Genomic DNA, 19175 nt, shown 5'->3' on the forward strand with positions numbered 1-19175 from the left:
TGGGTCAAGGAGGTGCGCGTTGGCAAAGGCGCAGATGCCCAGCGCTATGTCGTCACACTCAACGAAGCTGAGGCAAGGAAGGACAAAGCCGATCGGCAAGCGATCATCGATGGCCTCCAGACCCAGCTGAAGAAGGGTGACAAGGCCCTGGTTGGTAACTCAGCTTATCGCCGCTATCTCAAGGCCAGCGGCAAGACCTTCGAGATCGACATGGGCAAGCTTGCCGACGAGGCCCGCTACGATGGTATCAGCGTGCTGCGCACCAATGCCCGGATCACCCCGCTGCAGGCGGTCATCCGCTACCGTGACCTGCTTCAGGTCGAAGCCCTGTTCCGCGTCGCCAAGGCGAGCTTCGATACCCGGCCCATCTTCCATCAGTCCGATGCCGCTATCCGCGGCCATGTGTTTGTCTCGTTCCTCGCTCTGACGCTGGCCAAGGAACTCACCCGTCTTTGTCAGGAAAAGGGCTTCCAGCCCGAATGGCAGCCGCTCCTCAACGATCTCGATCGCCTTCAGGAAGCCACCATCGAAAAGGACGGCAAGGTCATTACCACCCGTACCCACGTCTCGGGCCAGGTAGGGAATGTCTTCAAGGCAACCGGCATCGCGCTGCCGGCCAATATCAGCGAGTTGCCACCGCAAACCTGAGCCTCTGCAGCTCAACCGACCCCAAAAATGTAGTGGTAACACTTGCGCCTGTGCACGCATGCCATTGAACAAAAACGTATTTTCAAAACGCACTGTTCAAGTTGGGCCTGGAACAGAGTTCCGCAGCGCTGCTGGAAATCGACAACGGCCTGAAGGCCGGCGCCGATGCCGCGAACGAAACGGTGTCGCGGGCCAACGAGGCCATCGCCACGGTGGCCGGCGGCAGGGCAGTGGCCGCCGAAGCTGTCGGCGCCATGCGCCGGGTGTCGGACAGCGCCACCAATATCGACGGGGTGATCGAAGGGCTCGACAAGATCGCCTTCCAGACGCGGGTGCTTGCCATGAACGCCGCTGTCGAGGCGGGCCGGGCGGGGGATGCCGGTCGCGGCTTCGCCGTGGTGGCCGACCTGGTCTCGGCGCTGGCGAAGCGTTCGGAAGACGAAGCCCGCAGCGCCCGCGCGCAACTTAGCGTGACCCAGGCGGAAATCGTCTCGGCACTGGGTGCGGTGGAGCGGGTGGACGGCGCGTTCGAGGGCATTGCCGGCGACGTCGCGCAAGTTCACGTCCTGCTGGGCGGCATGGCCAGGAGCAATCGCGCTTCCGCAACTTCAGTGAGCGAAATCACGGCGGCCATCGGCGCGATGAACATCGCAACGCAGCAGAATGCCGCCATGGTGGAGCAGGCTTCCGCCGCGGCACGGGGGCTGACCGAGGAAGTGGACCGGCTTGCGGCGCAGGCCTTGCGCTTCAAGGTGGCGTAAAAGGAAAGCGGCTGTCGTTTCCCGCTCTCAGGAGGCGAGGCGGATCGTCCTTTCATCCCGGGAACGGCGAATCGTGCAGAGCTTGAGAGCGCCTTCCCACAAGTCGGCGCTGCGCTTGGCAGCTTCGCGGTGGGCGATGATCAAGGCTCCGGCTATGTCCGGTGCCTTGAATTCGAGCCGCTTGGCAAGACCGTGTTCATCCTCGGAAAACTGCAGGGTGTAGACCTTCATGTGACTCCTCCAGCGGTGCGCTGCCGTGTTCGGCATTCGCACTTGCGGAACCGAAGCTAATTGGTTTCCCAATGGCGCAGAGCGGTTTGCGTCAAATCGTTGCTCGGAAGAGCCGTGCGGTTGATCGCTGTGATGTATGTTTCGGCCAGTCTCATCTCGCCCTCAAGCCATCGGGGCCAGACTCTGCGCTGCACTGCGCAAGTCAGCGACATAGCGGGCGAATTCCGCATCCGAGTCGGCTTCGGCGGGCAGGCGCAGGAGATAGCTGGGGTGAACCGTGATCCAGCACGGCGTTCCATCCGGCAGAGAGACGGCGCGTCCGCGTTCCTTTCCGATCGTGACACTGCGACCCGTGAGTGAACGGGCGGCCGTGGCGCCCATGGCGATGACGAGTCTGGGGCGGACGATGGCGCGTTCCTGGTCCACCCACCACCGGCAAGCCTCGATCTCGCCGGTGTTGGGCCGCGCGTGGATCCGCCGCTTGCCGCGTTGCTCGAACTTGAAATGCTTCACGGCATTGGTGACGTAGGCACGCTTGCGATCGATGCCTGCTTGCGTCAGGGCGCGGTCGAACACCGCACCGGCCGGGCCGACGAACGCGCGGCCGGCAAGATCCTCCTGGTCGCCCGGCTGCTCCCCGACGATCATGATCTCGGCGTCGTGCGGGCCTTCCCCGAATACCGTCTGCGTCGCGGGCTTCCAGAGCGGGCAGCGCTGGCAGCCGGTCGCTTCTTCCGCCAGCAGTACCAGGGCTTCCGGTCCGCTACGCCCCTTGCCCTGTCCCGCACCGACGGGGGGCGCGGTGCGCGCCTGCTCGATCATCGCCAGTTCCCGCTTGCGCGCCCCGGCGATGAGCTGCGGGACGAGGGCGGTTTCCGGCATGTTCTTCCAGTATTTGCGCGGCATTTCCTTCAGCATCGCCTGCGGCATCACCCGAGCTGGGTTGAAAATCGCGCTGTAATAGGCTTTCCACACGTCCTCGACCGGATCGCCGCCCGGCGCATCTGCGCGCGTGGCGGGGGGGCCTTCGGCTAGGACGGCGCCGTCCCAGTGCAGAGTGCCGCGCGGGGTCAGGATCGACCAGCGCATGTTCGTGAAGCGATCGACGAAGAACCCGGCATTGGCGCGCAGGATGTGATGTTCGGGCTCGAACCACGCGACGAAGCGCGGCCCGACGTCGTCCTTCAACTCGCGAAAACGAACGAAGGCGTGCATCTTGTGACTGTCGCGCCGGACGTTACGCGCGAAGCCTTCGATGCGGCGGATGAGAGGATCTGCCCGATCCTGCAGCGCCTCCGGCTGATCGAGCAGTCGTAAAAGCAGGACGTAGAGCAGCGAAAAACGCTCAGGCTCGCTATGGAGCGCGGCGTCTCGCGCCAGCTCGATGAACTGCCGCGAGACGCGCAGAGGAGAAGCCGAAGCAGCCAAACCACCTTTGTTGGAGGCGGCTTCGGCCGCGAACAGATCGACCATCCGATCGCCGATCTGCCAGACCACGTCGGCCGGCGCCACGCCCTCGCTTGCGAGCGACCGTGCGGCGATGCGCCAGCCGTCGAAATCGTCTTCGGCATCGAGGCGGACCACCCGCATCGCTCAGGCCGCGAACAGTTCCAACTGGGTGGCGCGGGGCGTCACCAGCGGGCGCAAGTCGGCGCGGTCGAGCAGAGCGGTAGGGCGCCAATCGGCCGTGACGATGAAGGGCCTTAGCTTCTTTACCGAGACGGTCATGCGGGCGACGTCCTCCATCCGCAGCGTACGCCAGCGGCGGGCCGCAACGATCGCGTCCACCGCCTTGATGCCAAGGCCCGGGATGCGCAGCAGCATCTCTCGCGGCGCACGATTGACGTCGATGGGGAACCGGTCACGAAACTGCAGGGCCCAGGCGAGCTTGGGATCGATGTCCAGCGGCAACATGCCGGTGGCGGCATCGGCGGCGGCGCTCACTTCCTGAGGGGAATATTGATAGAAGCGGATGAGCCAGTCGGACTGGTAGAGCCTGTGCTCGCGCATGAGCGGTGGGCGGCGCAGCGGCAGGACCGTGCTGGCGTCGGGGATCGGGCTGAAGGCGGAATAATAGACCCGTTTGAGATCGAACTTCTCGTAAAGCGAAGCGGCACGGGAGACGATATCGCGATCGGTGGCGGCATCCGCGCCGACGATCATCTGCGTGGACTGGCCGGCGGGCGCGAACGAGGGGGCCGAGCGGAACCGCTTGCGCGCGTCGGCACCGTCCTCGATGGCAGAGCGCATCGTGCCCATCGCGCCTTCGATGCGGGACTGCGATTTCTCGGGCGCAAGGCGCTGGAGTCCACTGGCGGTCGGCAGTTCGACATTGATGGAGACACGGTCCGCATGTCGGCCTGCCGCCGCCACAAGCTCGGGATCGGCGTCGGGGATCGTTTTGAGATGGATATAGCCGCGAAAATCGTGATCTTCCCTCAGCGACCGGGCGACTTCAACAATCTGCTCCATCGTATAATCGGGCGTACGGATGATGCCGGAGGAGAGGAAGAGGCCCTCGATATAGTTGCGACGGTAGAAATCGAGCGTGAGGTCCACCACTTCCTTCGCCGTAAATCGCGCTCGCCTGACGTTCGAGGATTTGCGGTTGATGCAGTAGTGGCAATCGAAGATGCAGCTATTGGTCAGCAGCACCTTGAGCAGGCTGATGCAGCGACCGTCGGGCGCATAGGCATGGCAGATGCCGCCGCCGCCCAGCGTTGAGCCGATGCCCTTGCCGTCGCGCGAGTCCCGCTTCTTTACGCCCGAGGACGAGCACGAAGCATCGTACTTGGCAGCATCGGCAAGAATGGTGAGCTTTTCAGCGACTTCGAGGGCAGGCATTTTGCAGAAACCTTGTTTTCCATGCGCCTTCGGCAAGGAATTGGAGTCGCAAAATGGCCGAAAGCCAAAGTCGATGCAATAAAAATGTTCTCTATCCGTTCTGCGTGAGCAATCGTAATCGGAAAGATCGCCTTGGCCTGTTCACAGGTGTTCGGCGATCACTGTACCCATCCTGCGTAGCGATCCAACGCCGCCTCGGGACCTTCGGGCCAGCGAGAGAGTACCAGCAATCGCTTGTGACCGGCGCCGATTGCGAGTTCGTCGGTAACGCCCATTCCGCCGTGGAACTGCACCATCTCGTGCGCCAGCGTGATCGAGGCGTTGCTGATCCAGGCCCTGGCACCGTTTACGGCTTCCGCGAAGTGGTCCCCGCCCGCAGATACGAGCGCAAGGTTCAGCAAGGCGCGGCTCTGCTCGATGGCGGCATATTGTGCGACCATGCGATGCTGGATCGCCTGGAACGTGCCGAGCGGGGCACCGAACTGGTCCCGCGTGCGCACATAATCGAGCGTGTCGTGGAACATGCGCTCCATGATGCCGAGCGCTTCGGCACAGCGCGCGAGACCGGCGAATTGCTGGGCTTCCTCGATTTCCGCCATGCCGCCGTCCAGACGGTGGATGTCCGATATGCGAACGTCGTCGAGCGTGAGCGCGGCGGCGATCGACCCGTCAGCCAGCGGCCAGTCGCGGCGGCGCAAGCCGGCGATCTCGGCGGGGACCAGGAACAGCGCGATCCCCTCCGTCTGGTCCGGCGTGCCGGACAGGCGAGCGGAGACGATATAGCCGTCCGCCCCCCCACCGGCGATGCAGTAGGGTTTCGCACCGATCAGGCGATAACCACCGGCATCAGCGACCGCCGATGTCTCCACCCAGACCAAACCGTTCCGTGCGCCGTTCTCGGCGTGTGCGAGGGCAAGGCGCTTGGCGCCGGAGAGCAGGTCGTCCAGCCAGGTTTCGCGAAGGGCCGGGGGGGCCGTCAAGGCGAAAAGGCGCCCGGCCAGCACGGAGGCTTCCGCCAGCGGCTCCACGACCATGCCCCGTCCAAGCGCCTCGAACACCGTGGCTATTCCCGTGGCATCCAGGTCGAGGCCGCCCATTTCTCCGGGGAAAGGCGCGGCGATCAGCCCAAGTTCGCCCAGCAGAGCCCAGTTCTTGCCGGAAAACCCGCTCGGCTCCGCCAGGAACGCGCGCCGGGTCGTGTGGTCGTACGTGTTGGTGACGAAGCGCTCGGTCAGCGCCTTGAGCATTTCCTCGTCTTCGCTGAGGTCGAAATTCACATGGCTCTCCCGTCTGTCATACGGGTGTAGCACCTGCCGCGGGCCCATCTCCGCTGGGCAAAAGACTAGGCGGAGGAACCTGTTTTTTGAGCTTTCGGGCAATTGTGCACCCTGGCGGGTCGCGTTAAGCTGCCCGGCAAGAGAGGAAAAACATGTCGCTGTTGTCACAGGAAAACATAGACGCCGTGCGCGTCTCGTCGCCGGCCGAGATCCGCCCGGCGGCGAAGGCGCTGCACAAGATCGCCATGGACCTGGGCTACCGGGCGGCGCCTGCGCACGACATTGCCGACAAGCGCACGCCGGTCGACGGCGACGGCAAGGTGCTGGCCATCGAGGTATTCGGCTGGGGCGACGATGAGCGCGTGTGGTGGCGCAATTCGCGCATTGCTCTCGATTCTCCGCTGACGACCGCCTGCCGGTTCGAGGGGCAGCCGTTCTGGGCCAATGCGCAGGGATTTCACACGCGCGACCCCAACGCCTACCTTCAATCGATCGACATCGCCAATTTCGAACAGCGGGCCATGACGCGGGCTTGCATCGCGGTGCCCGTGCACCTGCCGTTCGGCCAGATCGGCGCGGTGAGTTTCAACCCGCTCGACAAGGAGCGGACCGATCTCTCCGAGGATTTCCTGAGGCTATCCGATGCGCTGGGGCTCTATGCCCGCACCTTCATCGCGACATATGTGCAGGTGATGGGCTCCACCCAGGCGCTGCCGCCGGAATCGCGGCTGTCGAAGCGCGAGGTGGAGTGCCTGCGCTGGGCGGCGATCGGCAAGACCGACCTGGAGATCAGCATGATCATGTCGCGCAGCCGGGCGACGGTACGATTCCATATCCACAACGCGGCGACCAAGCTGAACGCCGTGAACCGCAGCCAGACGGTGTTCAAGGCCGCGCAGCTTGGGTACATTTCACTGCATAATTGAGCCGGCAGAACAGGCGTGGTTCCGGACTTGATCCGGAACCGCTGGCCTCGCGTCACCCAACTTCAGGCAAGGCGTTCTCCGCGCTGCGCGTCTAAAGACCGGCAGCGGTCCCGGATCAAGACGGATGCGGCGAACGATCCTCGCGCATCAGCTTGGCCCCGCGCAGGCCGAGCGCCATGGCGGGGGCGTTGGTGTTTCCGGTCACATGCCCGGGCATGACCGAGCAGTCCGCCACGCGCAGGCCCTGAACGCCCTTCACCCTAAGGCGAGCATCGACCACCGCCTCGGGATCGTCGCCCATGCGGCAGGAGCGGATGGCGTGGAGCCCGCAACTCGACAGGCGGCGGAAGGCGGCCAGCACATCCTCGTCGCTTTCCACTTGCGCGCCCGGCACCAGTTCCGGCCCGACCATTCGCCCCAGCGGCGCTGCGGCGATGAACGCACGCATCTTGCGCACCAGGGCTATGGCCGAGCGGCGATCGTGCTCGGTCGTCAGGAAGTTGTGGCGGATGTCCAGCGGATCGCCAGGGTTCGGACCGGTAGCCCTCACGGCGCTCTCGCTGGTGAGGCGCAGCAGCTGGCCGTAGATGGTGACGCCGGGGAGCGGATCGATCTTGTCGAGCGGGACCGGGTCCTTGTCGTCGCCGACCTTGAAGGTATAGCCGCCGAGATAGAACTGCGCGTCCGTTCGTCCATCGGGATGGGCGACGTTGCAGAAGGCGCCGACCTCGAAAGGCCCGGTCGCCAGCACCCCGTCGTGGCGCAGCAGGTAGCGGAGCATCGCCAGCCCCGCGCCGATCCCGAAGAAGCTGCGGTTGGTGCCGCGTCCGTGCTCCAGCCGGTAAGGGAGCGAGATCGACAGGTGCTCGATCATCCGCTCGCCCACGTCGGGTGAGTGGACGAGCGGCGCTATGCCCGCCGCCCTGAGCCGGTCGCTGTCGCCGATGCCGGAGCGCTGGAGCAGTAGCGGGCTTTCCATGGCGCCGGCACTCACGACGATCTCGCCCGCGCAATCGAACCGTTGCGGGCGGCCGTTCACCGCGGCCTCGAGTCCCACTACGCGGGTACCGTCGAACACGATGCGTTCCGCCAGGGCACCGGTCACTATCGTCAGGTTCGGCCGTCCGCGCGCCGCTGCCAGATATGTGCGCGCGGAGGATTCACGCCGTCCGTTCCGGATGTTGTGGCTGTAGTAGCCGACGCGCGGGCCGGTGGCCGCGTTCAGGTCGTCCACGCGCCTTAGCCCGAGCGCTTCGCCGGATTCGATCATGCGCTCCGCCAGCGGGTACGTGTAGCAGGCGGGATCGACATGGACGAGGCCGCCGCTGCCGCGCAGCTCCGACGCGCCGGCAGCGTGGTCTTCCAGTTCGAGGAAGGCCTCCGTCATGCTCGCGCCGTTCCAGCCGGTGGCGCCCGCCTCGCTCTCCCAGGCGTCGTAGTCGGCCGGCTCGCCCCGGCTCCAGATCATGCCGTTGATCGAGGATGAGCCGCCGAGGCCCTTGCCCCGGATCCAGACTTCGCCGCCGCTTTCGTTCGCGCCTTCTTCGCGCGGTTGGGAAACCGGATAGGCCCACATGTGCTCGGGCTTCTTCACCAGCTTGGCGACGCCCTTGGGCAAGGTGACCCAGAAGCTGTCGTTGCTGCCGCCCGCTTCCAGTAGCAGCACTTGGCTGCGGCCATCGGCACTGAGCCGCTCCGCCATGACGCAGCCGGCCGAACCGGCGCCGACGATGATGTAGTCCCAGGCTTTGGCCATAAGTGCGTTCTCCCGCCGCCGACCGTCGCACGAACTGGCACATTGGCTACCCTAGCGTTTTGATGAGTCACAAAGGCGGGGCGGGCGCGCTTAAACCATTCACATCAACGGACTCGAAAGCCGAGAGATGGGGAGAACGATGCGCGCCATTGCCGAAGGCCTGTTCACCGCCGAGACGCCGCCCCGGTTGCTGGGCGGCCGTGAACGGGCCACGGGGCGCGTGGTGTTTCCCTGTCCTGCCGGCGATGCTTGCGATCCGGTGCCGCTGGCGCGCGAGGGCAGGCTGTGGTCCTACACCGTGCAGCGCTATCGCCCCAAGACCCCGCCTTACGCAGGCCCCCAAGCCTTCACGCCGTGGATCGTCGCCTATGTCGAATTGCCCGGCGAAGTGATTGTCGAGGCGCGGCTTGTGGATGTTGGTTTCGACGCTGTGCGGATCGGCATGCCGGTGCGTCTGGTGCCGCTGGCGCTCGATCCCGAAGCCGCCGAACCGCTGGCCATTCCCGCTTTCGCCCCGATCGAAGGGGAGCGCGCATGAGCGACGTCTGCATCGTCGGCATCGGCATCCATCCTTTCGGGCGCACCGACGGTCTGTCCGGGGTGGATCAGGGCGTCTTCGCGGTGCGGCAGGCGCTCGCCGACGCTGGAGTGGACTGGCCGCAGATCCAGTTCGCCTACGGGAGTTCGGACGCCGCTGGAAATCCCGATACGATGGTGGACCGGCTGGGCCTTACCGGCGTCCAGTTCATCAATGTCCGCAACGGCTGCGCGGCGGGCGGCTCGGCGCTGTTCTCGGCGCAGATGGCGATCAAGTCGGGCGAGTTCGAGCTTGGCCTCGCGGTCGGGTTCGACAAGCATCCGCGCGGCGCCTTCAATGCCTTGCCCAGCGAATACAACCTGCCCGACTGGTACGGCGAGGCGGGCTATATGGTCACCACCCAGTTCTTCGCGGCGAAGATCATGCGCTACATGCATATGTTCGGCATCTCCACCGAGACGCTGGCGCGCGTGTCCGAAAAGGCGTTTCGGAACGGTGCCCATGCGCCGCACGCCTGGCGCCGCCAGCCGGTGCCGATCGAGGAAATCCTGGCCGCGCCGCTCGTCTCGGATCCCTATACCAAGTACATGTTCTGCTCGCCCGCCGAGGGCGGCGTCGCACTCGTGCTCGCCAGCGAGAAGAAGGCGCGCGAGCTGGGCAAGCCGCTGGTCCGCCTGAAGGCCGCGACCATGCGTACTCGTCCGCCGCACAGCTTCGAGGTTTTCGCGCCGAGCGTGGATGTGGTGGCGGACGACAGCGCGCCGCGCGGCACTGCTACCCGCATCGCTTCCGCCGACGCCTTCCGCCTTGCCGGGATGGGGCCGGGCGACATCGACGTGGCCCAGCTTCAGGATACCGAAGCTGGCGCGGAGATCATGCACATGGCCGAGAACGGCTTCTGCGCCGACGGCGATCAGGAGCGCTGGCTCTCCGAGGGAAGGACGGAGATCGGCGGCGCGCTGCCGGTCAATACCGATGGTGGCTGCCTTGCCTGCGGAGAGCCGATCGGCGCTTCGGGCTTGCGACAGGTCTACGAAAACGTGGTGCAATTGCGCGGGGACGGTGGCGGCCGTCAGGTGCCTCATCAGCCGAAGACCGCCTACAGCCATGTCTACGGGGCGCCGGGCGTATCCGCCGTGACGATTCTGGAACGATAGAAAGCATGGACATCGAACTTTCCCCCGCCGACAAAGCCTTCCGCGAAGACGTGCGCGCCTTCCTGCGCGATCACCTGCCCGATGCGGTGAAAGCCGGCGCCGCCGCCACGCCCTCGGTCTTCGTGGAGCCGGAGATCGGGCAGGCGTGGAATGCGGTTCTCGATGCCAAGGGCTGGCTGGGTTATCAATGGCCGGTCGAGCATGGCGGCACCGGCTGGACGCCGCTCCAGCGCTATCTCTTCGAAAAGGAATGCGCTGCGGCTGGGGCGCCGAACCTCACCGTGCTGGGCCTCAAGCTCCTGGCCCCGGTGCTCTGGACGTTCGGCAGCGAGGCGCAGAAGGCCCGCTACCTGCCGCGCATCCTTTCGGGCGAGGACTATTGGTGCCAGGGCTTTTCCGAACCCGCCGCCGGGTCCGACCTCGCCAGCCTGAAGACCCGCGCGGTGCGGGACGGTGACGATTACGTGGTCAACGGATCGAAGATCTGGACCACCCATGCCCACCACGCCAACGGCATGTTCACGCTGGTGCGGACCAATCCGGAGGTGAAGAAGCAGGCGGGCATCTCGTTCCTGCTGATCGATCTCGCCAGCCCCGGTGTGTCGGTGCGGCCGATCCTGACGACAGCGGGCGATCACGAGGTCAACCAGGTCTTCCTCGAAGACGTGCGGGTTCCGGTCGAGAACCTGGTCGGCGGGGAGGGCGAGGGGTGGACCATCGCCAAGTTCCTGCTCGAAAACGAGCGCGGCGGATCGTGTCATGCGCCCAAGCTCGGCTATGATCTCGCCCAGATCGAGGTTGCCGCAAAATCGGAAAGCGACGGGCGCGGCGGGGCTCTGGCCGACAGCATCGATTGGCGCCGCCGCTTGGCGAAAGCCCGGCTGGGCGTAGAGGCGCTGGAGATGATCGAACTGAAGATCATCTCGGAGATCGCCAAGGGGCGCAAGCCGGGGCCGCAGACCTCGCTTACCAAGCTGCTGGCATCCAACCTGCGGCAGGAGATCGATCTGCTGGCGGTGGATCTGTTCGGGATCGCCGGGCTCCAGCTGGAAACCGCGCGCCCGCTCTATGGCGACAATGCGCCTGAGCCGGTTCATTCGCGCGCCGCGCAAGTCGCCGCCGCGCGCTATCTCAACAGCCGGGCCTGGACGATTTTCGGCGGGACAAACGAAGTGCAGAGCACCATCATCGCCAAGTCCGTCTTGGGCCTCTGAAAGGAACCGTATAGAGATGCGGACGACAACGGGAGAGGAAACCGGCATGCAACTGAACCGCGAGGCGCTGACCCGCGCCTATCGGCAGATGAAGCTGATCCGCGAATTCGAGGAACGTCTTCACGAGGAGATCCAGACCGGAGAGATCGCGGGTTTCACACATCTCTATTGCGGGCAGGAAGCCGTGGCCGTGGGCGTGTGCGAACACCTTTCGGAGCGGGACAAGATCGTCTCCACCCATCGCGGCCACGGCCACTGCCTGGCCAAGGGCTGCGATGTGACCGGCATGATGAAGGAGATCTGGGGCAGCCAGGAAGGCCTTTGCAACGGCAAGGGCGGCTCCATGCACATCGCCGATATCGACAAGGGCATGCTGGGCGCCAACGGCATCGTCGGCGCCGGCGCGCCGATCGCGGTGGGCGCGGCGCTTTCGAACAAGATCGACGGGCCGGACGAGAACGGCAGGCTGGCCGTCTCCATCGCCTTCTCGGGCGACGGGGCGTGCAATCAGGGCACCACGTTCGAGGCGATGAATCTGGCCGTCGTCACCAAGGCGCCCGCGATCTTCGTCTTCGAGAACAACCACTATTCCGAACATACCGGCGATGCCTATGCCGTGGGCACCGCGCAGGACATCGCCAGCCGCGCCGAGGCCTTCGGCATGAAAGTCTGGCGCGCGGACGGGACGGACTTCTTCTCGGTCTACGACACATTCGGCGAAGTGCTGGAATTCGTGCGCACGCCCGGCAACGGCCCGGCGGCGGTGGAGTTCGATACCGAGCGCTTCTTCGGCCACTTCGAGGGCGATCCCCAGCGCTATCGCGGCGAGGGCGAACTCGACCGCTTGCGCGCCACCCGCGACTGCCTGCGCAAGTTTCGCGAGAAGGTGACCGGCGCAAAGCTCCTGACGGACGACGATCTGGACACGGTGGATGCGGATGCGCTGCAGGCCATCGAGCAGGCCGTCGCAGACTCGCGCGCGGCAGCGCGGCCGCAGCCGGAAAACGTCCTCGAAAACGTCTATATCAGCTACTGACGGCGGAGCGTAACACATGGCAAAGATGATGTACCGCGACGCCATTCGCGGCACGATATTCCAGGAAATGCAGCGCGATCCGCGCGTCGTCGTATTGGGCGAGGACGTCGTGGGTGGCATGGGCACGGCGGGCGGGCCGGAGGCGATCGGCGGGATCTGGTCCACTTCGACCGGGCTTTACGACGCCTTCGGGCCCGACCGGGTGATCGACACCCCGATCAGCGAAAGCGCCATCATGGGCGCGGCGGGCGGGCTGGCGCTGGCGGGCAAGCGCCCGGTGGCGGAGATCATGTTCGCGGACTTCATCGGCGTCTGCATGGACCAGCTGTGGAACCAGATCGCCAAGTTCCGCTACATGTTCGGCGGCAAGTCGGTCTGCCCGGCGGTGATCCGCATGCCCTGCGGCGCGGGCTACAACGCCGCTGCGCAGCACAGCCAGATGATCAGCCAGTTCGTGACCTCCATGCCCGGCCTCAAGGTCGTCATGCCCGCGACCCCCGCGGATGCCTGCGGCCTGCTGCGGCAGGCTATCCGCGACGACGATCCGGTGGTCTTCCTGGAGCACAAGTTCCTCTACGCGATGACCGGTGAGGTGCCGGACGATCCGGATTTCGTCATCCCCTTCGGCCATGCCCGGCTGGCGCGGGCCGGCGAGGACGTGACGATCGTCGCCTCCGGCATGATGGTGGGCTATGCCGAGACGGCGGCGGACGATCTGGCGCAGGATGGCGTGGGCTGCGACGTGATCGACTTGCGGACCACGTCTCCGCTGGATGAGGAAGCGATCCTCGATTCCGTGGAGGCGACCGGGCGGCTGGTGATCGTCGACGAAGCGCCGCCCCGGTGCAGCCTGGCCACCGACATTGCCGCACTGGTGGCCGGCAAGGCTTTCGCCAGCCTCAAGGCGCCGATCGAGATGGTCACCGCGCCCCATACCCCGGTGCCTTTCGCCCGCGAGCTGGAAGGCGCCTATCTGCCCAGCCCCGCGAAAGTCGCCGCCGCCGTTCGCAAGACGCTCGAATACCGTTGAAGGGGGCGCTGTCATGAGCAGGATCCGCGCTTTCACGATGCCCAAGTGGGGCATCGAGATGACCGAAGGGACCGTGGCCGAATGGATGGTCCGCGAAGGCGATGCGTTCACGCGCGGCCAGACGCTGTGCCTGATCGAGACCGCCAAGATCACCAACGAGGTCGAGGCCGAGTACGACGCCACCTTGCGGCGCATCCTCGTTTCCGGTGGCAGCGAGGCCGAGCCGGTGGGCGCGCTGCTGGCAGTGTTCGACGAGGGCCAGCATTCGGATGAAGAGATCGAGGCGTTTATCGCCGCATTCGTGCCCGCCGAAGGCGGCGTGGCGCAGGGCGCTGCGAAGACGAAAGCCGCCGTGCCGGAGCCCGTGGGCGCTGCCGTCGGCGCGCCGGGACGGGTGCGCGTGCCCATCGAGACCAACCGTCCGATCAGCCCCGAGGCGCTGCGTCTTGCCGAGGAGGAAGGCGTCGACATCGCCGGGATCGAGGGTACCGGCCGTCAGGGCAGGATCACCCATCAGGACGTGATCAAGGCCCTGCGCGGCCCTGCGCGGCCGACGCTGAAAGGGAGATTGGCAGTACCCGAGGATGACCCGAAGGTCTTCGCCTCCCCGCTCGCGCGCCGTATCGCGGCCCTGCACGAGATCGCTCTGTCGGGCGTAGCCGGAACCGGCCCGCGCGGCCGCATTTCCAAAGCGGATGTCCTGGCGCTGGTGCCGGCCCCGGCAAGTTCCGGGTCGCTCGCGGTACCTGCTTTCGTGGCGGGAGAAAACCGGCCCGAGATTGTCCCCTTCGACCGGATTCGCAAGGTCGTCGCACAGCGTCTGACCCAGGCGAAGCAGGAGATTCCGCACTTCTACTTGCGCCTGTCCGCCCGCGCCGATGTCCTGCTGGAACTGCGCAAGAGCGCCAATCTGGTGCTCGGCTGCAAGGCCTCGGTGAACGACTGGATCGTCAAGGCCTGCGCCATGGCGCTGGTCCGCCATCCGGAGGTCAACGTGCAGGTCCACGGCACCGACATCTACCGCTTCCCCCATGCCGACGTCTCGATCGCGGTTGCCGGTCCCCAGGGTCTCGTCACTCCGGTAGTGCGGCAGGCCGACCGCATGCGGATCGACCAGCTTGCGGCCGAGACCCGGCGCCTGATCGATAAGGCGCAAGGGCGCGGTCTGGGCATGGAGGACATGGAAGGCGGCACCTTCTCCGTCTCCAACCTGGGCATGTTCGGGATCGAGAACTTCGACGCGATCATCAACCCGCCGCAGGGCGCGATCCTGGCCGTTGGAGCGGCGCAGCGCCAGCCGGTGGAAGCGGCGGGCGGCGGCGTGGCGTTCGAGACGCGGATCGCGCTGACGCTCTCGCTCGACCACCGCGCCATCGACGGGGCTGCCGGGGCGCAGTTCCTCCAGACGCTGAAGACATTGATCGAGGAGCCGCAGGGCCTCTTCGCTTGAATAAGGAAAAGCCATGACAAGTCCGGCCAAACCGGGACCGCTCAAAGCGCTGGGAGAGGTGATCCAGCTTGCCTACTTCCCCAGCGATTTCGACGCGGCGCTCGCCTACTGGATCGAGACCGTGGGCGTCGGCCCGTTCTTCGTGCTGAACGACGTGCAGTTGGGCCAGATGAAATACAGGGGCCAGCCCACCGATGCGACGTTCTCCATGGCGATCGGCTATTGGGGCGATATCCAGATCGAGCTGATCCGCACCGAGAGCGCGGCGCCCTCGCTCTACACCGGCGAATACGCCGTGCGCGATCGGCTCCACCACGTCTGCGTCTTCGTGGAAGACATTGCCGAAGCGCGCCGCGCCTGCGCGGAAGCGGGAGCCGAAGTAATCGTCGAGGTCAAAGTGGGCGATGACGGCGAAGTGATCTATGTCGATCCGGGCCAGGGCCCGGGCTTCGTGATCGAATATCTCCAGCCCACGGCCGGATCGGAAGGCCTGTTCGAGATGATGAAGCAGGCCGCCCGCGACTGGGACGGCAGCGACCCGGTGCGGGTGCTGCAATGAGCGAGGGCCTCTCTCCTGATATCGCCGCCATGGCCGATCGCGTGGAGGCTTTCGTGCGCGACGTCGTGGTGCCTTACGAAAGCGACTCGCGCCGCGATCATCACGGCGCGCCGACCGACGAACTCGTCATGGAATTGCGCGAAAAGGCGCGCGCGGCGGGTGTGCTCACCCCGCATATCCGCGCGGACGGCAGCCATCTTAGCCAGCGTGAGACGGCCGAAGTTCTGGTCCGTTCCGGCCTTTCGCCGCTCGGCCCGCTCGCCTGCAACACCATGGCGCCGGATGAGGGCAACATGTACCTGATCGGCCATGTCGGCTCGCCGGCGTTGAAGGATCGTTTCCTGAAGCCGCTGGTCGAGGGCCGGGGCCGCTCCGCCTTCTTCATGACCGAGCCCGCGGACTGGGGCGGCGCCGGGTCCGACCCGTCGATGATGAAGACCACCTGCCGCCGCGATGGCGACGACTGGGTGATCGACGGCCGCAAGACCTTCATCACGGGCGCCAAGGGGGCGATGGTCGGCATCGTCATGGCCGCTTCGGTGGACGAGGCGAGCAAGGGCGGCGCCTGCATGTTCCTGGTGGACCTGCCCGATCCCACCATCGTCATCGACCATGTGCCCAACACCATCGACACCTCGATGCCGGGCAGTCATGCCACGCTGACGATCCGCGGGCTTCGCGTTCCCGCCGCCCAGATGCTGGGAGAGCCGGGGGAGGGCTTCAAATATGCGCAGATCCGCCTCAGCCCCGCGCGCCTGTCGCACTGCATGCGCTGGCTGGGTGCCTGCATCCGCGCGCAGGAGATCGCGGTGGACTATGCCTGCCGCCGCGAGGCTTTCGGCAAGACGCTGATCGACCACGAAGGCGTGGGCTTCATGCTGGCGGAGAACCGCATCCTGCTCCAGCAGTCACGCCTGATGATCGACTGGTGCGCGGACGTGCTCGACACCGGATCGCTGGGCACGGTCGAAAGCTCCATGGCGAAAGTCGCGGTGAGCGAGGCGCTGATGAAGATCGCCGACAACTGCGTGCAGGTGATGGGCGGCATCGGCGTCACCGACCGGACGATCGTGGAGCAGGTCTTCCGCGAAATCCGCGCTTTCCGCATCTATGACGGGCCGACCGAAGTGCATAAATGGTCGCTCGCCAAGAAGATCAAGCGCGAGTGGAAGCAGGCGCAAACGAGCACGAGCCAAGGGGAGGCCGGTTAAGGTCATGGCCGTCGATCTCGCCGCCGACAATTCGGGCACCGTTCCCGTCCGCGAAGGCTATCGCTTCGACGAACCCGCACTGGCGCGCTGGATGGCGCGGAACGTCGAGAGTTTTGCGGGACCACTGACGGTGGAGCAGTTCAAGGGCGGGCAATCCAATCCGACCTACCGGCTCGTCACCCCGTCACGCAGCTATGTCCTGCGCCGCAAGCCGCCGGGCGACCTGTTGCCCGGCGCCCATGCGGTCGACCGGGAGGCGCGGGTGCAGATGGCGCTGGGCGCGGCGGGCTTTCCCGTCGCGCGCATCCATGGGCTCTGCACCGACGATTCGGTGATCGGCACCTGGTTCTATGTCATGGACTTGGTCGAGGGCCGCATCTTCTGGGACGCGACGTTCCCGCAAGTCTCGCGTGAGGAGCGGCCAGCCTACTTCGACGCGATGAACGCCGTTATGGCGGCCCTCCACGCGGTGGATCCGGAAAAGGCGGGTCTGAGCGACTACGGCAAGCCCGGCAATTACTTCGCGCGCCAGATCGGCCGTTGGACGAAGCAGTACCAGACCGACGAACTTGCCGGCCGCAATGCCGACATGGACGCGCTGGTGGAAGCGCTGCCCGCGCTGATTCCGCCGGGCGACGAAACGTCGGTGATCCACGGCGACTGTCGCTGCGACAACATGATCTTCCATCCCACCGAGCCGCGCGTGCTGGCGGTGCTGGACTGGGAGCTGTCGACGCTCGGCCATCCGCTGGCGGACTTCGCCTACCACACGCTGATGTACCGCATGCCGCCGGAAATCGTGCCGGGTCTTTTCGGCGCGGATCTTGCAGCGCTGAACATCCCGTCCGAACGGGACTATGTGGCGGCTTATTGCGCGCGAACCGGGCGGGACGGCATCGCCAATTACGAGTTCTACGTCGCGTTCAACCTGTTTCGCCTCGCGGCGATCTTCCACGGCATCAAGGGCCGCGTCCTGCGCGGGAATGCCGCCAATGCCCAGGCCGCCAGCCGGGCCGAGAGCTTTCCCGTTCTTGCACGCATGGCGCGAGAAAGCCTCGAGGCGAGCCGCTGACGCGCTCCTGATCGCCTTCGCCGCCGTCAGAAAACGGAAGTTCGCGTTCGCGCATCCCGCATGATCCTGCCAGCATGACAGGAAATCATGCAGGGAAGCGATGATGGCGAGCAAGAAGAGTCTCCGGGACATTCCGGCGAAGTGGGACGATCTCCTGCTGGTGTGCCGCAAGTGCAGCAGGAAGGTCGGCAAGCGCTTCGGCCAAGAGGGCGACTAGGTCCTCGAAAAGGCGCTCAAGGCCGAACTGAAAAGGGGGCAGGGTGGGGCGCGATGGAAGGTGGCCTCCGTCGCCTGTCTCGACATCTGCCCGAAGAACGCGGTCTGCCTGGTGCAGGCGAGCGCGCCGGGCAAGGTTCATCTGGTGGCGGCGGAGGCGGCCGTGGCCGAGGTTTTCGGCGAACTCGCGCCGGTGCCGCAAGGCTCGGCAAAACGCGGCGGCAAGGCACTCCGGCGCGCCGTCGCCGATGGTGCGGCACCAATTCCGGGCGGCGGCGTTGCACCTTCGAAAACAAGCTAGGCCGAGACGACGCAGGGTATGGCATTTGCTCCGTCGCTGCACCCGAAAGCCGCCATGGAAGGATTCCCGATGACCGCTTTTCGAACTGCCGCTTCGCCGCAAGCGGGCTCTATCGTTCTGCCCGCAGAGCGCCGCGCCGAACTGCTGAAGCTGGCCGAAGGCAGCGCTAGCGGCTTTGTTGCCGGTCTGGCGGCAAGCTGGGTGATGGATCGCTTTCAGGATCAGGCGCAGGGCCTGTTCCGGCCCGGTCCCGCCGATGGCAAGTCGCCCGGCGATCCGGCCACCGTCAAGGCGGCCGAGCGGTTCACGGTGCTCGCGTCCGGGAGGGGGCTCCCGCGCAAGGACAAGGACGAGGCGGGCAGCGCCGTGCACTACCTGGTGGGAGCCATGGCCGGGAGCCTCTATGGCGCGGTCGTCGAGGTGAAGCCGCAGGCGGCGCGCTGGCGCGGTGCGGCCATGGGGCTGGCCGCCGCGACCCTGATCGACCAGCTAGCCGTCCCGCTGGCCGGCTTCGCGCGCCCACCCTGGAAATATACGGTCGTTACGCATCTCTACGGTTATGCTTCCCACCTCGTGTTCGGCATGGCAACCGAAGCCCTGCGGCGTACGCTGCGAGGGCCGATCGCCGAGCTTTCCGGTTCGGCGGCTCAGGGCGGTCTGGAAATGCGTGACTGGGCCGTGCCGCTGTTGCTCGGGCTGGCGAACGGGCAGCGCACGATGACGCCTGCCGTCGCGGTTTCGATCACGGCCGCGGCAACGGCCGATGGGACCGCCGGCCGGGCAGGTCCGCTCGGCATTCTGTCCTCGCCCTGGACGGCGGCTGCCCTGGGGCTGGCCGCGCTGGGCGAGTATTACGTCGATATCCGCCCCGGCGTTCCGGCCCGGATCGCGCCCATGGGTCTGGCGGCGCGAATGGCTGCGGGCGGGCTGGTCGGAGCCGCCACCGCC

Annotated in this window: 19 protein-coding genes; 14 read left to right on the forward strand and 5 right to left on the reverse strand. The window is 66.0% G+C overall.

The features are described 5' to 3' along the window. Together L284_RS48540 and L284_RS41690 are read left to right on the forward strand one after the other, a co-directional pair. Positions 1 to 648 (forward strand): IS1634 family transposase (locus L284_RS48540; RefSeq protein WP_021235346.1); only part of this gene is annotated, 648 nt, incomplete at its 5' end. A 101-nt stretch (positions 649 to 749) separates the two neighbouring features. After that, positions 750 to 1409, forward strand: a complete 660-nt coding sequence (locus L284_RS41690) for a methyl-accepting chemotaxis protein (RefSeq protein ID WP_021235347.1) — start codon at positions 750 to 752, stop codon at positions 1407 to 1409. Positions 1410 to 1436: 27 nt separating this feature from the next. Here the strand turns inward: L284_RS41690 and L284_RS41695 are convergent, their stop codons facing one another. The 4 genes from L284_RS41695 to L284_RS41710 form a co-directional block, all read right to left on the reverse strand. Next, positions 1437 to 1640: a hypothetical protein gene (locus L284_RS41695; RefSeq protein WP_021235348.1), complete on the reverse strand. Its 204-nt coding sequence runs from the start codon at positions 1638 to 1640 to the stop codon at positions 1437 to 1439. Positions 1641 to 1802: 162 nt separating this feature from the next. After that, on the reverse strand, positions 1803 to 3230 hold the full coding sequence (locus L284_RS41700) for a UdgX family uracil-DNA binding protein (protein WP_021235349.1): 1428 nt from the start codon (positions 3228 to 3230) through the stop codon (positions 1803 to 1805). 3 nt (positions 3231 to 3233) lie between these two features. Further along, complete coding sequence (locus L284_RS41705; RefSeq protein WP_021235350.1) at positions 3234 to 4484, reverse strand: putative DNA modification/repair radical SAM protein; 1251 nt, start codon at positions 4482 to 4484, stop codon at positions 3234 to 3236. Between the two features lie 158 nt (positions 4485 to 4642). Further along, positions 4643 to 5761 carry an acyl-CoA dehydrogenase family protein gene (locus L284_RS41710; protein ID WP_021235351.1) on the reverse strand — a complete coding sequence of 373 codons (1119 nt, stop codon included), beginning with the start codon at positions 5759 to 5761 and terminating at the stop codon, positions 4643 to 4645. Positions 5762 to 5913: 152 nt separating this feature from the next. On the opposite strand from L284_RS41710, the gene L284_RS41715 reads away from it, so the two are divergent. Next, positions 5914 to 6687: a helix-turn-helix transcriptional regulator gene (locus tag L284_RS41715; RefSeq protein WP_021235352.1), complete on the forward strand. Its 774-nt coding sequence runs from the start codon at positions 5914 to 5916 to the stop codon at positions 6685 to 6687. 115 nt (positions 6688 to 6802) lie between these two features. On the opposite strand, the gene L284_RS41720 is transcribed toward L284_RS41715, so the two are convergent. Beyond that, on the reverse strand, positions 6803 to 8443 hold the full coding sequence (locus L284_RS41720) for a GMC family oxidoreductase (RefSeq protein ID WP_021235353.1): 1641 nt from the start codon (positions 8441 to 8443) through the stop codon (positions 6803 to 6805). Between the two features lie 139 nt (positions 8444 to 8582). Here L284_RS41720 and L284_RS41725 point away from each other — a divergent pair, with 139 nt between their 5' ends. From L284_RS41725 to L284_RS46995, 11 genes are all read left to right on the forward strand, one after another. Then, entirely contained in the window at positions 8583 to 8981 is a 399-nt protein-coding gene (locus L284_RS41725) for a Zn-ribbon domain-containing OB-fold protein (RefSeq protein WP_040713999.1), read from the forward strand. Next, on the forward strand, positions 8978 to 10138 hold the full coding sequence (locus L284_RS41730; RefSeq protein WP_021235355.1) for a thiolase family protein: 1161 nt from the start codon (positions 8978 to 8980) through the stop codon (positions 10136 to 10138). Before L284_RS41725 ends, L284_RS41730 begins: the two co-directional genes overlap by 4 nt. A 5-nt stretch (positions 10139 to 10143) precedes the next feature. Next, positions 10144 to 11352: an acyl-CoA dehydrogenase family protein gene (locus tag L284_RS41735; protein ID WP_021235356.1), complete on the forward strand. Its 1209-nt coding sequence runs from the start codon at positions 10144 to 10146 to the stop codon at positions 11350 to 11352. Between the two features lie 46 nt (positions 11353 to 11398). Then, positions 11399 to 12388 carry a thiamine pyrophosphate-dependent dehydrogenase E1 component subunit alpha gene (locus L284_RS41740; RefSeq protein WP_021235357.1) on the forward strand — a complete coding sequence of 330 codons (990 nt, stop codon included), beginning with the start codon at positions 11399 to 11401 and terminating at the stop codon, positions 12386 to 12388. Positions 12389 to 12404: 16 nt separating this feature from the next. Next, positions 12405 to 13418 carry an alpha-ketoacid dehydrogenase subunit beta gene (locus L284_RS41745; protein ID WP_021235358.1) on the forward strand — a complete coding sequence of 338 codons (1014 nt, stop codon included), beginning with the start codon at positions 12405 to 12407 and terminating at the stop codon, positions 13416 to 13418. Between the two features lie 13 nt (positions 13419 to 13431). Continuing rightward, positions 13432 to 14868: a 2-oxo acid dehydrogenase subunit E2 gene (locus L284_RS41750; protein ID WP_021235359.1), complete on the forward strand. Its 1437-nt coding sequence runs from the start codon at positions 13432 to 13434 to the stop codon at positions 14866 to 14868. A 13-nt stretch (positions 14869 to 14881) separates the two neighbouring features. Next, complete coding sequence (locus L284_RS41755) at positions 14882 to 15427, forward strand: VOC family protein (RefSeq protein WP_021235360.1); 546 nt, start codon at positions 14882 to 14884, stop codon at positions 15425 to 15427. Beyond that, complete coding sequence (locus L284_RS41760; RefSeq protein WP_021235361.1) at positions 15424 to 16638, forward strand: acyl-CoA dehydrogenase family protein; 1215 nt, start codon at positions 15424 to 15426, stop codon at positions 16636 to 16638. The genes L284_RS41755 and L284_RS41760 overlap by 4 nt, the downstream gene beginning before the upstream one ends. Before the next feature lie 4 nt (positions 16639 to 16642). Next, entirely contained in the window at positions 16643 to 17710 is a 1068-nt protein-coding gene (locus L284_RS41765) for a phosphotransferase (protein ID WP_021235362.1), read from the forward strand. Between the two features lie 277 nt (positions 17711 to 17987). Beyond that, positions 17988 to 18227: a hypothetical protein gene (locus L284_RS46990; protein WP_021235364.1), complete on the forward strand. Its 240-nt coding sequence runs from the start codon at positions 17988 to 17990 to the stop codon at positions 18225 to 18227. 69 nt (positions 18228 to 18296) lie between these two features. After that, positions 18297 to 19175: DUF1440 domain-containing protein (locus L284_RS46995; RefSeq protein WP_160172145.1), on the forward strand; the 879-nt coding region annotated here is incomplete at its 3' end.

Origin of the sequence: Novosphingobium lindaniclasticum LE124 (genome assembly GCF_000445125.1) — a bacterium.
Lineage (GTDB): Bacteria > Pseudomonadota > Alphaproteobacteria > Sphingomonadales > Sphingomonadaceae > Novosphingobium > Novosphingobium lindaniclasticum.

Excerpts from the sequence above, each read along its gene's own strand:
- L284_RS41765 (WP_021235362.1), top strand. The coding sequence starts at position 16,643 with ATGGCCGTCGATCTCGCCGCCGACAATTCGGGCACCGTTCCCGTCCGC.
- L284_RS41755 (WP_021235360.1), top strand. The coding sequence starts at position 14,882 with ATGACAAGTCCGGCCAAACCGGGACCGCTCAAAGCGCTGGGAGAGGTG.
- L284_RS41760 (WP_021235361.1), top strand. The coding sequence starts at position 15,424 with ATGAGCGAGGGCCTCTCTCCTGATATCGCCGCCATGGCCGATCGCGTG.
- L284_RS41720 (WP_021235353.1), bottom strand. The coding sequence starts at position 8,443 with ATGGCCAAAGCCTGGGACTACATCATCGTCGGCGCCGGTTCGGCCGGC.
- L284_RS41745 (WP_021235358.1), top strand. The coding sequence starts at position 12,405 with ATGGCAAAGATGATGTACCGCGACGCCATTCGCGGCACGATATTCCAG.
- L284_RS41705 (WP_021235350.1), bottom strand. The coding sequence starts at position 4,484 with ATGCCTGCCCTCGAAGTCGCTGAAAAGCTCACCATTCTTGCCGATGCT.
- L284_RS41740 (WP_021235357.1), top strand. The coding sequence starts at position 11,399 with ATGCAACTGAACCGCGAGGCGCTGACCCGCGCCTATCGGCAGATGAAG.
- L284_RS41715 (WP_021235352.1), top strand. The coding sequence starts at position 5,914 with ATGTCGCTGTTGTCACAGGAAAACATAGACGCCGTGCGCGTCTCGTCG.
- L284_RS41725 (WP_040713999.1), top strand. The coding sequence starts at position 8,583 with ATGCGCGCCATTGCCGAAGGCCTGTTCACCGCCGAGACGCCGCCCCGG.
- L284_RS41750 (WP_021235359.1), top strand. The coding sequence starts at position 13,432 with ATGAGCAGGATCCGCGCTTTCACGATGCCCAAGTGGGGCATCGAGATG.
- L284_RS41700 (WP_021235349.1), bottom strand. The coding sequence starts at position 3,230 with ATGCGGGTGGTCCGCCTCGATGCCGAAGACGATTTCGACGGCTGGCGC.
- L284_RS41730 (WP_021235355.1), top strand. The coding sequence starts at position 8,978 with ATGAGCGACGTCTGCATCGTCGGCATCGGCATCCATCCTTTCGGGCGC.
- L284_RS41695 (WP_021235348.1), bottom strand. The coding sequence starts at position 1,640 with ATGAAGGTCTACACCCTGCAGTTTTCCGAGGATGAACACGGTCTTGCC.
- L284_RS41735 (WP_021235356.1), top strand. The coding sequence starts at position 10,144 with ATGGACATCGAACTTTCCCCCGCCGACAAAGCCTTCCGCGAAGACGTG.